We start from the raw sequence: 14,264 nt of genomic DNA, 5'->3' as shown, positions 1-14,264 counted from the left end.
CTTTTTCTTTAGTGTCCGCTAAAAGGGGTCTTGACCAGAAGGGAGGAGGTTCGCGCTTTCCTTTATCTGTCTTGCCCGGAGGGATTCGCGACTCTAACCTCTACCGACGCGTCCGCGGAATGGCCGGCTTTGTCGGTAACCGTGTAAGTGATCGTATATACCCGTTCCTGCCCGCGCTTGTTCTTGGAAGCCAACAAGCTGAAGATGAAATCCGGAGTGCCGAACTCAGCCCCGTCGACGTCCGGTTCCTTTTTCGTGATGCCGTCTTGCTCGGACTCATTCGTCGTGATGGATTTCAGCACGACGCGATCGACGCCCGACCCCGAATCCGCGGGTTCTGCCGTCACGTGAACGGGAACCGGCTTGTTGTTCGGCGGCCACAGGACCGGTTGATCGACGGCCAGCTTCAACACCGGCGCCGTCTTGTCGATCGAGACGGTCAGAGCCTTCGTTTCCTCCAAGTTGCCTTGGCGGTCGCGGCTTCTGTACTCGAAGGTCGTAACGCCTTCGGAAGTCAGCGTGACCGGTGCGGAGTACGTTTGCCAATCCCCGCCGTTCGTCCGGTATTCCGTCGACTGAACGCCCGACTCCTCATCGGATGCGGTAAGCGTCAGCGTTACGTCCGACGAATACCAGCCGGACGGGCTCTGCGGCAGTTCCGACTGAACCGTTGCCGTCGTGACCGGCGCCGTAACGTCGGGAGGCGTAACCGGCGCAACCGCGAAGTAGTCGAAGTCCGCCGTTATGGAGCTGCCGTCCAAGGCCGAGAAGGCGTACAAGCCGATCTTCAAGTCCTTCAGATCCGCCGTAACCGGATCAGCCGCTTGTTTCCAAGCCGCGCCGTCCCAGAAATACGTCGTGTAGACGTTGCCTTCCTTCTTCACTTGGAGATAAACCGTGTCGAGTCCGGGATGGGGAGCCGCATGTCCCGGCTTCATGTACCGTCCGTTCAACTCGTAGGCGGTCTCCAGCGTTTTGCCGGTTCCTCCCACCGTATCCCACACGTGAGCGAACCGGACATAATTGTCCTCGTTTTGCCAAAGGAACAAGCCTGCCTGTTGAAAGTTCTTTCCGACCGGCGCGGATATTTTGGCCGTAACGATGAAGTCGCCGTCAGGAGTGTTCTTCAGGAAGACGTTGCGGATATTGTTGCTGCCCTCGTGGCTGTCCCCTTGCAAGGTTTGAATCGTCAAATGTCCCGGGTTCGCGGATAAACTCCACTTCGAGTTATCCGGCCGATATACCGTCCAATCCGGATTCAAAACCGGGGAATCGAAAGCATCCACTTGGGCGCTCCTCGGAATCGGATCGTGGACTTGGCCGAGGAAGGCGATTCGGGCATTCGTCAAAGCCAGGATGGCCGACTTGATTCCCGCCGGCGTCGTCTGCGCGTCGCCGCGGACGGCGATGGCGGCATCGATCGCGGACCGGAAGGCGTTCACCGCGGCTTGCGGATATTGCCCTCCCTGATCGCCGGTTTGCGCCCGTCCGATCAGATCCTCCGCGATCCACATTTCGCGGTCCAAGTCCCCGATATTCAGCGTACCGATGAGCTCCCGGTGAGCCTTGGCGATCGCGTCGAAATCCATTTTCTCCACCTTACGGTCGTAAGAGAGGAGGCCGTTGATTTCGTATTCCACGTCGGTAATCTGCGTATATATGGCGGCGCTTAAGCCGGAGTTGTTTTTCAACTGCTTCAAGCTGTCGATGAATTGAATGTACCGGTTCGTCAACTCCTCCTTGCTGTTCATGAGCTGGTAGGAGAAGACGAGCGGGCTCCATTCGTGTCCCGGCACGTGCAGGCCCAGACCGCCATATTCGCCGAGCACGGCGGCGCGCTGCGCCGTCGGCTTCGGGGACCCCGGCGCCGGATAGGAGTGCATGTCGATGAGATCGCCGGTACCGGCATCCCACCAGCCGCTCGCCTGGTTGATCAGACGGGTCGGATCCAGACTCTTCACGTATGCGGTCGCGTCTCTCGTCTGCGGGCCGCCTTGATCCCATTGTCCCCATCCTTCATTGAAAACCGTCCATTCGACGATGGAAGGCACGCTGCGCAGCTGGTCGACCATTTCTTTGTATTCCTTCAGCCACTGATCCTTAGCCGCTTGGGAAATATCGGTGCCGTGGTTGCCCTGGCGGTCCTCCAGGCTGGGCATATCCTGCCAGACAAGGATGCCGAGCTTATCGGCCCAATAATACCAGCGCGCGGGCTCCACTTTGATATGCTTGCGGACCGTGTTCATGCCGACCCGCTTCACCGTTTGCAGGTCGAACTTGAGCGCGTCGTCCGTCGGAGCCGTATAAATGCCGTCCGGATAGAACCCTTGATCCAGCGGTCCCATCATGAACACGAACTCGCCGTTCAGCAGCGGTCTTGTCACGCCGTCCACGACGCCGAGCTTGATTTCCCTCATGCCGAAATAGCTCGTGACGTTATCGACGGCAACCGCTCCGCTCTGCAGCGTAACCTCCAGATCGTAGAGGAACGGATCGTCCGGCGTCCACAACCTCGCATTCGGAACGGGAAGCCGCAGCTCCGTATTGGCCGGGCCCGACACTTCGCCCACCACTTGGCCGCCCGCCTTCGCGACGGCATGAACGGTCAGCCCTTCCGCCCCGGCGGCCACCGCGTTCAGCTTCAACTGCCCACCCGCAATGTCCGGCGTCATGTCCAGCTTCTCGATATGGGCCTGCGAGACCGGCTCGAGCCATACCGTCTGCCAGATCCCCGATACGGACGTGTACCAGATGCCTCCGAGCTTTTTAACGGTCTGTTTGCCGACGGCTTGATCTTCGCCGACGTCGGTTTTATCCGTGACGCGGACGATCAGCTCGTTCGAACCGCTCACCAAGTAATCGGTAATATCGAAGCTGAAGGAAGTGTAGCCTCCCTTGTGACTGCCGGCCAGATGGCCGTTCACGTACACGGTCGCCAGGTAATCGACGGCGCCGAAGTTCAGCTTCACCCGCTGCCCGCTCCAATCCGCGGGAACGGTGAACGAGCGTTTGTACCACATTTCGTCTTCGACTCTCTGGATGCCGGACAGCTTGGATTCCGCGGCGAACGGAACGAGGATTTTCTCATTCAAGGTTCTGCCGGCCGGAAGAGCCTCTCCCGCTTCCGCATGCTCGAATTCCCACTCGCCGTTCAGGTTTTCCCATCGGCTCCGGACCAACTGGGGACGCGGATACTCCGGCAGGACGTTGTCCTTCGTCACCTGTTCGGCCCAAGGCGTCGTGATCTGGTAAGTTGATTTGTTTACCAAGGATTTGCTGAACGCCCCGACCGCGCTGCCGTCCGCGTATTGAAGCCCGCCGTTCCCGTCATAATCCGCGAACACGAGCCACACGTCCTTGGAGTAAACGGGATAGTCGAACGTCAGCACCAGTTTGCTGTCGTCTCCCTGCTTCAGAGCGGCCGAAGCGATCGGCCAATTCTGTCCCATCACCTTGACGTTCACGTGCTGCAGCAGCCCGACCGGGAGCGGATTCACGCTGCCGCCGAGATCGACTTCCGCTTGCGTTCCGTCCACGGAAACCGTCCCGCCGTGCTTGAATCCCTCCGGTGGATAGAAAGCTTCCGTGGGGATCGGGGACTTGGGCACGCTCGGGCTGGACCAGCTCAGGTGCAGGTTCGAGCCGCCCCAGTTTTCAAAGTACTCGACTTTAAAATCGTACTTGTGCCCCGCGATCAGCGAAATGGGCTTGCTCACTTGCTCCTTGTCCCAATCGTCCACCCAGTGGTCGATGACCAATTGATTGTCGATCCAGAGACGGAAGCCGTTATCGCCGATCATCGAGAAGGTATAATTCTCGGTAAAATCCGGCTGAATCGAACCCGTCCATCTGACGTTGACGAGATCGACGTGACCCGTCAGCATCTGAAAGACGCTTTCCAAGCTGCCGAAATCCAAGTTCGGGTCGAGCGTGGTCGCTTTTAACGTTCCGAAGTTAAAATTGGGCGGACCGGAGTTCGTGTAATATTCGCCTTTGAGTCCATGCGTGACTTCCGGCTCCGCCGCGCTTGCCGTAGCGGGTTCGCGGACGGCGAAGGATGCCGCGAACAGGCTGAGTATCCATGCGGTAATGATGGCCATGCTGATCGCTTTCCGGAATTTCATCGTTCGATCGACCTCCAATGATGGGTACGAAAGGATAAGATTCTTGACAGCGTTTTCCGAACACGACAGGATCCGATTACCGTTTCACGATTCGCTTCCTCAATACCCTCCTTCCACCGTGGTTTCTAGCGTCAACAACCTCCATTGTAAAGACGGCATTTTCGAAAGTATTTAGAAAATCGCGACTTTTTGTGCGTTTTTCGGTTCAATCGGGGCGTCCGATGCGCTCTCCCGCGGATTACTAATCTTTTCTCTCGCTGCGCGGCTTGGTTCTCGGGAGCTAACGGAACTGAAAAGCGTTATTCGCGGGAAAAAGGGCATTTTTAGAATCTAACGGAACTCAGCGACGCTATTGTCCGTATTTGGCGAAGATTAAGTATCGAAATTGCGGAATAACGGCGTAGTGTTCCGTTAGTCTCTCGAATGGACTCGTATGAAAGGAATAAGGTCGCTGGGTTCCGTTACGATGGAATGCACACAACGAAAAACCCCCGCGTTCCAAACCGGTTAAGAACTGCCGGTTGATCCACAGGGGCTGGGGTCAAGCTCCCATTATTGCTGCGTGAGAATGAGCGGGCCTTCCGGAAGGATGGCGATCGTGTGCTCATACTGCGCGGACAGTCCGCCGTCCGCCGTACGTGCCGTCCAGCCGTCGGCGTCCAGCTTGCTCTGCCATACGCCGGTGTTCAGCATCGGCTCGATCGTGATGACCATGCCTTCCTTCAGCCGCGGGCCTTTGCCGGCCGGTCCGTAGTGCGGTACTTGCGGCTCTTCGTGCATTTTCTGGCCGATCGCGTGGCCGACGAATTCGCGCACGACGGAATAGCCTTGTTCTTCCGCGAACTTCTGGACCGCATGCGAAATGTCCCCGATCCGGTTGTCGACGACGGCTTTCTCGATCCCGATATACAAAGCTTCCTTCGCGACGCGAAGAAGCTTATCCGCTTCCGGCGAAATCTCGCCGACGGCGTAGGACCAAGCCGAATCCGCCAGCCACCCGTCCAAGTTCACCACCATGTCGATCGTGACGATATCCCCGTTCTTCAGCGGACGTTCGTCCGGGAACCCGTGGCAGATGACGTCGTTGACGGAAGCGCAAGTCGCGAACGGGTAGCCGTGGTACCCTTTTTGCTCCGGCGTGGCGCCGTGCTCCGCAAGGAAGCGCTCGACGAACTTGTCGATTTCGAGCGGCGTCAGTCCCGGTCGGATCATACCGGCGATTTCGCGATGGCACGCAGCCAGGATTTCGCCGGCCTTTCTCATTTTTTCGATTTGTTCACGCGTTTTGATGACGATCATTCGTTTTCACCCGAGTTTCCTATAATCTCTGCCGTACAAGCATAACCCTTTTCGTTCGCTTGATTCAACCGCCGCCCAGGGCGATCGGTCACCACATTATACGGCGCTAAGCCGCTCAACGTCCCTCGGTACCGATCATCGTCCGCTGATCCAGCCAACGGCCGAATTCCTCGGGAGGCATCGGTTTGCCGTAATAGTAACCTTGAATAAGACGGCAGCCTCTCGCCTGAAGGAACTCCATTTGCTCTTTCGTTTCGACGCCTTCGGCCACGACCTCGAGTTCCAGGTTGCGGGCGATGGCGATGATGTTGCTGATGATGGCCCTTTTCGTTTGGATATTGCTTTTGCGGATAAACACTTGATCGATCTTCAAAATGTCCACCGGCATTTCGTCCAAGGATCCCAGCGAAGAATAGCCCGTTCCGAAATCGTCCATGGATACCCGTACGCCGAGTGCGCGTATCCGCTGCAGCTGCCCGACGACGTCCACCGAGTTATTCATGGCCACGGATTCGGTGATTTCGATTTCGAGCGTCGAACCCTGCAGCCGATAACGCTCCAAGGATGCCGCGATCACCTCGAATAAATCCTCGCTTTCGAACATTCGCCGCGACATGTTCACCGATACGGGGACGGAAGCGACCCCCGTCTCGCGCCACTTCCGGTTCTGGCCGCACACTTCGTCAATGACCCATTCCGTGATCGGAATGATCAATCCCGACTCTTCCGCGATCGGAATGAACTCCATCGGCGAGATGATGCCGAGCTGCGGATGTCTCCACCTCAGAAGGGCTTCCATGCCGGACAAGCAGTCGGAAACGGAATCCCATTTGGGCTGGTAAACGACGAAAAACTGCCTTTCGGCGTAGGCTTTGCGCAAATCCCGCTCCAACTCGAGGCGCCTGAATTGCTCCCGCTCCATGTTCTCGTCGTAAATACAGTAACGGTTTTTACCGGCTGCCTTAGACCGGTACAGCGCCGTATCCGCCGCCTTCATCAAAGCGGAGCGTTCCGTTCCGTGGGCGGGAGCGAGACTGATGCCGATGCTCGCCGTCATGTACAGGACATTCTCGTTGACGACAAAAGGCTGCTTTAACGTTCGCAAGATACGGACCGCCAATGCCTCGACCTTCTCTACGGAGGGTTCCCCCCATGCGAGAAGGAACTCATCGCCCCCCAGACGGAACAGCTCGGCCTTCTCTTCGCCCGCGATCGTCTCCCGCAGACGCTCCGCAAGCTGTTGAAGCAGCAGATCGCCGACGTCGTGCCCCAGCGTATCGTTGACCGTTTTGAAGCGATCCAGGTCGATGAAGAGCACGGCTCCCCCATTCGCGGCGGAAAACCGGCCTTCGAAATAACGGTGGAGGCCGTGACGATTCGGCAAGGAGGTCAGGGAGTCCAGATAGGCCATGCGCTCGAGCACGTTACGGTCAAAGAACAAAGCGCCGATCAGCGTTCCGACGATCACCAAGGCGATCACGGAAACGGCGGCGAGCAGATAAGGATCGAAATCGGACCCTCCGCCCGGTACGGCCGAGTCCGACTGAAACCGAGCCGCAGCCATTCCGGTATAGTGCATGCCGCAGACCGCCACTCCCATGACGAGCGAACTGGCCATTTTCCAGACGTTGAAATCGGGAGCGAAGCGAAAAAGCCGGAATAAATACAAGGCGGCGTAAGACGCAGCCAAAGCGACGGCGACGGAACATGCTAAGATCCAAGGCTCGTACGAGATGACGGCGTCCGTTTGCATGGCGGCCATCCCGGTATAGTGCATGATCACGATCCCCATGCCCATGAAGAAACCGCCGCCCCCGAGTTTTAGAAGGTTAACTTCTTCACGCAAAGTCGCTCGGAAAGCGATATAGGAGGCGGCAATGCTGGCGAATCCGGAGAGCAGCGTCAGCCCGAGATTGTAATGGACGTGCACGCCGACGTGCATCGCCAGCATGCCGACGAAATGCATGGACCAGACTCCGCAGCCCATAACGAAAGAACCGGCCGCGAGCCAAGCGGACCGGATTCTACCTTCGGCGCGATAGATTTTGCTGGCGGCCACCAAGGCCGAGTAGGATGCGAGAACGGCGATGACGTACGATAAAAAGACGACCCAGCCGTTATAATGGACGTGAAGTTGAACCATGCTGTCAGCCCTTCGAGGTAAAGTAACCCCATTTTACATCAAACGAGCTGATGCCGATACCATTTTTCCCCACGAAACCGCCACAGGAAGATCGCGCCGCGCACGCCCCACTCGCAGTTCATCGCCAGCCACACCCCGATGACGCCTAAGCCGAAAACGATCCCCAGCACGTAGCCGAGAACCACGCGGAACAGCCACATGGAGAGCATCGACGTGACGGAGGTGAACCTTGCGTCCCCCGCCGCCCGCAGGCCTGCAGGCAGAATGAAGCTGACCGCCCACAGCGGGATTTGAGCCACGGCGTTCATGAGCGTCAACCAGAAAATATCGTCGACGATTTCGGCCGGCGGGTGAAAAATACCGGCCAACGGGTGGAACAAGGGCATCAGGATCGCGGTCATCAGAACGAACGAGAACGACGCGATCCAGAGAAACGACCGGATGAACTTCCGGGCGTCCTCGATATTACGGCCGCCGATGCACTGGCCGACGACGGTCACGATGGCCAGGGACATCGCGCCGGCCGGAATCTGATACACCAAAGCGATCGTGCCGCCGATGGCATTGGTCGCGATCGCGTTCGTACCCAGGCCGACGATGAACACCTGCGTCAGCATTTTGCCGCCGTTGAAAAACATCTGCTCGGCCGCGAACGGCAGCCCGATCGTCATGATCTTCTTGAACATCGACAGCGGGACGTAAAAAAGCTCCTTTAACCGGAGATGAAGCGCGACGTCCATCCTGAGGACGTAATAAATCGCGCACAACGCTCCGGCATACCGGGCGATGTTGATCGCGATCGCCATGCCGAACACGCCCATGTGCAGCATTTGAACGAAAACGACGTTGAGCAGAACGTAGAGCAGGTTCATGATCAAGGACAGCGCCAGGGACACCCTCGACTTTCCGATTCCCCGCATCGCCCCGCTGACCGCCTGGACGATTCCGATCCCCAGGTAGGACGTGCTGCTGCCGATGAGGTATACTTTCGCATTCGAGATGACGTCCGGTGAAGCCGAGCCGAACAAGACACTCAGTACCGGCGCGTGGAACATCGCGAGAAGAAGGCCGATCCCCAAGGCCAGCGCCGAGACGGACGCTACGGCGCCCGCCGCCGCCCGGGAAACCATGGCGTCGTTGCCGCTGCCTTTGTACTGCGCGACGACGACCGTCCCTCCGGTCGCCACGGCTACGAAAACGTTGATCAGGAACACGTTGATCGAATCGATCATACTGACCGCGCTGATCGCCGCCACTCCCGAGGAGCTGATCATCGAGGTGTTCACCAGGTTCAATCCGACGATGAAAGCCTGGTCGATCAGGATGGGAAAGAACAAGGCAATCACTTTGCGGTAATCCATCGATGCGCCCGATAGATGCTTGTCCAGTAAGCCTAGCGTTCGCGCCTTCGCCAGTTGCGGGTTCAAACTCATCACATTCTTTTCTTGGATTGATAGAGGAGACTAATCGTTATTAACCGGCATATGCTCCTCCCATTCTGAACCCAAAAGAGAAAAACCACAACCTTTTAAGAGGGTTGTGGTTGCAATTGGCAGTCTCTTAAACGTCCTTATGCCGAATCGTTTCAAGCGGAGCGGCGTTGCCGTACCACGGAGCGGCTCCCCTCGCGTCCGACGCCCAACCGATCGAGTTGGCGATAACGCGAAGAACAGGTTCGCGGTAATAGGTCGGGTAGGTTTCGTGCCCGGGGCGGAAGTAGAAGATTTTGCCGTGTCCTCTGTGATAGGCACAGCCGCTTCGGAACACCTCGCCGCCCTCGAACCAGCTGACCAAAACCAGCTCGTCCGGGTCGGGCACGTCGAAGAATTCGCCGTACATCTCTTCCTTCTCCAGTTCGAAATATTCCGGCAGCCCCGCCGCTATCGGATGCGTCGGTTTGACGACCCAGAGCCGTTCCTTCTCGTCCGCCTCCCGCCACTTCAGCGCGCAAGACGTGCCCATAAGCTTTTTGAAAATTTTCGAATAATGGCCGGAGTGCAGCACGATCAGTCCCATGCCTTGCAGCACCCGCTCCTGTACCCGTTCGACGATCCGGTCGTCCACTTCGTCGTGCGCCCGGTGTCCCCACCAGATCAGCACGTCCGTGCGGTCGAGCACTGCTTCCGCTAACCCGTGCTCCGGTTCGTCCAGCGTGGCCGTCTCCAAATCGAAGCCATAAGGGGCCAACCCTTGACGCAGCGCTTCGTGAATGCCGTCCGGATACACTTTGGCGACGTCCGGATTGTCTTTCTCGTGGCGGTATTCGTTCCATATCGTCACTCTTGTCGAGGCGCGCCCCATCATTGGTCCGCCCCCTCCGCGGCTTCGATTTCGCCGATCGCGACCGCCCGGCGCTCCCGGGAAGCCCGCACGACCGCTTCCAGCACCCGCTGATTCCGGTAACCGTCCCGCAACAGGGCCGTTTCCTCGCGCACCGTTCCCCGCACCAGATCGACGAAATCCTGCATTTGCTTCAGCTTATAGCGATCCGGCACGGCGATTCGCTCGCGGACCTCGCTGCGTTCTTCGTTCCGATGCACCCAAGTAAGGAAGTCGCCATCGTCCCAATTCATATGCAGCGTACCCGTGTCCCCGAAAACGGAAATCTCGAAGCCGTTCTGGCAGCCGAACGCGTTCCGGGACGTCTGGAAGACGGCCGGAATGCCCGGCTCCAGCACCGCGACGAACGCGGCGAAATCGTCGATGTCCACGGGAACCGGCCGGCCCGTGGCCGGATCTTCGCGCTCGGTAATGAGCGAGCTCATCAGCGAGGAGAGCTCGACCGGCTCGCCGACGAGAAACCGGGCCGCGTCGACCATATGCGAGCCGAGATCGCCGAGCACTCCCGTTCCGGTGACAGCCGGGTCCATCCGCCAGTTCATCGGCGTCTCGAACAACGGCCCGCCCCATTGCTGTAAATATTGTATGGAGACATGGCGCACCGCGCCGATGCTTCCGTTCCGGATCAAGTCACGAGCCATGCGGAACGAAGGAACGTACCGGTAAGAGAAGCCGACCATGCAAGGAGTATCATGCTGAGCGGCCAGCTCCATCAGCGCCTTCGCTTCCTCGTACGTCCGGGTGAACGGCTTCTCCGTCATGATCGGCTTGCCGTGGATCAGGCAGAGCCGGATGATGTCGTAATGGACATGGTTCGGCGTGATGGACAGCACCGCATCGACGTCCGAATCCGCGATCAGCCTTTCAGGGTCGGTGTACCGCATGGATTCATCAATCCCAAGGCGCTCGCCCCATTGCGAGACCTTGGAGGCATCGTTGTCGCAAATCGCCGCAAGGCTGACCTCTTCCAGTTTCAGAATCTGCTCGGTGTGGACGGAAGCCATACCGCCCAATCCGATCAGACCGAGCCGTACCTTTTTCAACATGTCGGTTGCCCCCTCTTGTTCGTATGCTTATTTGATACCGGTCATCGTCATACCCTTCACGAAATAACGTTGGGCGAACAAGTAGACGACGAAGATCGGAACGAAGCTGACCACGTTGCCGGCCATCAGAACGTCCCATTCCGTCGACCAGCGGCCCTGCAGCTTGCTAAGGCCGAGCGGCAGCGTCATGAGCTCCTTGCTGTTCACCGCGATAAGCGGCCACAGGAAGTTGTTCCACGAGCTCATGAAGGCGAAAACGGTCAGCGCGGCCAGCGTCGGTTTCACGAGCGGCAGCATGACGCTGCGGAATACCCGGTAATACGACGCCCCGTCGATGAATGCCGCTTCGAGCAGTTCATTGGGGACGGTGAGCATGTGCTGGCGGATCAGAAACGTGCCGTAGGCGCTGAAAATGCCCGGCAGGATCAGGCCTGCATAGGTGTCGATCAAATTCGTTTTGGCGAAAAGAATGAACAACGGCACGAGCGTCACTTGCGCCGGGATCATCATGGTCGTGAGAAACAGCAGGAATACGCCTTGGCGGCCTTTGAACGGGATTTTGGCAAATACATATGCGGCCATTGCGCAAACGATAATTTGCAGGAGGGTCGTCGCGACGGCGACCACCGTGCTGTTGAGCAAAAAACGGTATAAAGGAAAGAACTGCTCGATTCGGACGAAGTTATCGAAATTCCAATGAGACGGAAGAAACCGCGGCGGCATCTTCACCACTTCCAAACCGTTTTTGAAAGCCCCCGTCAGCATCCAAACGAAGGGAAAGACGAGTACAACGGATACCGCGGCCAATACCAAGTGGGTCAACCCGTTTTTCAGCGCTAATCCGTTACCTCTCATAGACGACCCACCTCCGCTGCAGCCGCTGCAGGAGCATCGATACCGCGAAAATGATGACGAACAGCACCCAGGACTGCGCGGCGGCGAACCCCATTTTGTTGAATTGGAAGGCGTTCTTGTACACTTGCTCGACGAGGGTGCTCGTGGCGCCCGCCGGGCCGCCGTTCGTCATGATCAACACCTGGTCGAACAGCTGGAACGAGTTGATAAGCGAAATCGTAACCACGAAATAAAGCGTTGGCGACAGCATCGGGAGCGTGATGCGCCGGAATTTCAGCCAAGCCGACGCGCCGTCGAGCTCCGCCGCCTCATAGTAGTCCTCGGAAATGTCCTGCAAACCCGCGAGCAGAATGACGGAGACGAATCCGATGTCTTTCCAGACCGTCACCGCGATGATCGAGACCATGGCCCAAGTGTCGTCCTGCAGCCATATCGGGCCGTGGATGCCGATCTTGGACAACAGGAAATTGATCAGCCCGCTCTGTCCGTTGAGCAGCCAGCGCCATACGATGGAGACGGCGACCCAGGACGTAATGACGGGAACGAACACCGCGGCCCGGTACAGCTTGATCGCCCGGATTTTCCGGTTCAACAGGACCGCCAGGAAGGTGCCGAGCGCCGTCACGAGCGGCATGTAGCCGATGAGGAACACGAAAACGTTCTTCAGGGACGTGTAGGATTTCTCTTCGCGGAACACCGCGGCATAATTGTCCCACCCGATGAATCGCATGTCCGTCCACTTCGCGATCATGTCCCAATCCGTAAAGCTGATGACGACCGAAGAAACCATCGGCAGCAATTGGAAGGCCAGCAAACCTGCCAGCGCGGGCAGAAGAAATACGAGGGCGGCGAGCCTGCGGCTCCACTTGCGCTGTCCTGCCATTCCGCATGTTCCTTTCTCTCGGGAGTGCCGTTATAATAGAGGCGGGATCCGGACCGGTACGCCTCTCAAGCCCCGGTCCGGAAGCAGCCCGCGTGAAGGCTGGATAAACCGGAATTCCGTTCGTTCGATTCCGTATTACTTGGCGAGCAATTCTTCGACCTTCTTCTGGGCGGCGTCGAGAGCCTGCTGAGCGGTTGAACGTCCGAGCTTCGCTTTATCCAGCTCTTCTCCAACCGCAGCCGTAAACTCGTTCCACAATTCCGGTTTCGGTCCGACCGGCGGAAGGACGAGCGAATCCAGCGCCTCCGTGACGATCTTCTTCGACGCGGGAGGCGTTTGTTTGTAATACGCGTCCATCACCGCATCGTCGGCGACTGCCGGTACGCTCCAGCCGGCTTCGATCCGCTTGCTTACCGCGGCAGGATCGCTGGTGTAGAATTTCATGAATCTCCAAACGGCTTCGGCGTTGGCCGTATCCTTCGAGGCGACGAGTCCGTCCGCGAAGAAATGGTGCGCCTTCTGCTTGTTGCCCGGCTCCAGCGCGATATCCCAGTTGAATTGCGCTTCCTTGGCGAATTTGGCGAAGTTCCAGATGCCGAACCGCGCCATGGCAAGCTTGCCGGCCGCGAACGCGTTCAGGTCGGCGTCGGGTTGGTTGAACGTATCGTCGTTCAGCGCCGGGGACACTTTGTATTTGCCGGCTTTGTCGATCATCCACTGAAGCGCTTCCACGTTCGCCGGGCTGTTGATCGTCGGCTTGCCGCTCGCATCCCATACGCCGCCGCCGTTTTGCGCGATCGTTTTGTAGAATTCATAGAATTGAAGCGGTGCGTACGTGCCCCATACGCCGTTGTCCGCGTCGGTCAGTTTCTGGGCGGCTTCCAACTCTTCCTTCCACGTCCACGAGGCATCCGGGTACTTCAGGCCTTTGGCGTCGAACAGGTCTTTGTTGTAGAACAGCACGACATCGGAAAAGCTTTCCGTCACGCCCATCTGTTTGCCGTCGTAGTTGAACGCGTCATACGCCAATTTCTTGTAGACGTCCGGCTTAAACGAGGTGTCGGCCGCGATCGTCGGCGTCAGGTCAAGCAGCTGGCCTTTGGCCGCGTACGCCCGGAAATTCTCGTAGCCGAGCTCGAACAAATCCGGCGCGCTTCCGCTCGCGAGCAGCGTATTCAACTTCGTCGTGTAGTCGGCGTAAGGAACGACTTCGTAATCCACCTTGACGTCCGGATTCGCCGATTGGAACGCATCGACCATCGACTTCAGCGTTTCTTCTTGCCCCGAAGCCGTATAGGTAAGCAGCTTCAGCTTAACCGGATCTTTGGTTTCCGCCGACGGCGACGCCGATGCGGATTCCGATTGGGAAGCCGATGGCGAGGACGGCGCTTGGCTGCTTGCCGTGTCGTTCCCGTTCCCCTTGCCCGAACCGCAGGCGCTCAGCGTAAGCATGCCGATCAACAGCAGAATGGCCCCGCTTTTTTTGAACATTCGAACCCTCTCCTTCTGAATGTTGAGCTTTTGCCTTCCGATTCCAATCTTGCGGGCATTAAGTCGCCCAACCACCTCCCCGC

Annotated in this window: 9 protein-coding genes; all 9 read right to left on the bottom strand. The window is 58.1% G+C overall.

What is annotated here, in order from left to right:
- Window positions 1-62: 62 nt before the first annotated feature.
- The gene (locus EAV92_RS24320) at window positions 63-4,124 is read right to left on the bottom strand and encodes an OmpL47-type beta-barrel domain-containing protein (protein ID WP_164472566.1); all 4,062 of its coding nucleotides are present in this window, start codon (window positions 4,122-4,124) and stop codon (window positions 63-65) included.
- A gap of 552 nt (window positions 4,125-4,676) precedes the next feature.
- Window positions 4,677-5,423 (bottom strand): type I methionyl aminopeptidase, encoded by a 747-nt coding sequence (gene map, locus EAV92_RS00150; protein WP_123039223.1) that lies wholly within the window; start codon window positions 5,421-5,423, stop codon window positions 4,677-4,679.
- 115 nt (window positions 5,424-5,538) lie between these two features.
- Window positions 5,539-7,566, bottom strand: a complete 2,028-nt coding sequence (locus EAV92_RS00145; RefSeq protein ID WP_123039222.1) for a putative bifunctional diguanylate cyclase/phosphodiesterase — start codon at window positions 7,564-7,566, stop codon at window positions 5,539-5,541.
- A gap of 38 nt (window positions 7,567-7,604) precedes the next feature.
- Window positions 7,605-8,993, bottom strand: coding sequence for an MATE family efflux transporter (locus tag EAV92_RS00140; protein ID WP_420888838.1), 1,389 nt, complete (start codon window positions 8,991-8,993; stop codon window positions 7,605-7,607).
- A gap of 133 nt (window positions 8,994-9,126) precedes the next feature.
- Window positions 9,127-9,870, bottom strand: coding sequence for a ThuA domain-containing protein (locus EAV92_RS00135; protein WP_241158388.1), 744 nt, complete (start codon window positions 9,868-9,870; stop codon window positions 9,127-9,129).
- Entirely contained in the window at window positions 9,867-10,952 is a 1,086-nt protein-coding gene (locus tag EAV92_RS00130) for a Gfo/Idh/MocA family protein (RefSeq protein WP_123039220.1), read from the bottom strand. The genes EAV92_RS00135 and EAV92_RS00130 overlap by 4 nt, the downstream gene beginning before the upstream one ends.
- Before the next feature lie 27 nt (window positions 10,953-10,979).
- Entirely contained in the window at window positions 10,980-11,807 is an 828-nt protein-coding gene (locus EAV92_RS00125) for a carbohydrate ABC transporter permease (RefSeq protein WP_123039219.1), read from the bottom strand.
- Entirely contained in the window at window positions 11,797-12,690 is an 894-nt protein-coding gene (locus EAV92_RS00120; protein WP_123039218.1) for a carbohydrate ABC transporter permease, read from the bottom strand. The genes EAV92_RS00125 and EAV92_RS00120 overlap by 11 nt, the downstream gene beginning before the upstream one ends.
- A 135-nt stretch (window positions 12,691-12,825) precedes the next feature.
- Window positions 12,826-14,181 (bottom strand): ABC transporter substrate-binding protein, encoded by a 1,356-nt coding sequence (locus EAV92_RS00115; protein ID WP_123039217.1) that lies wholly within the window; start codon window positions 14,179-14,181, stop codon window positions 12,826-12,828.
- Window positions 14,182-14,264 lie beyond the last annotated feature (83 nt).

Origin of the sequence: Cohnella candidum, from assembly GCF_003713065.1 — a bacterium.
In the GTDB taxonomy this organism is placed as follows: Bacteria; Bacillota; Bacilli; order Paenibacillales; family Paenibacillaceae; genus Cohnella; species Cohnella candidum.
This window is presented reverse-complemented; position numbering and strand designations above follow the sequence as displayed.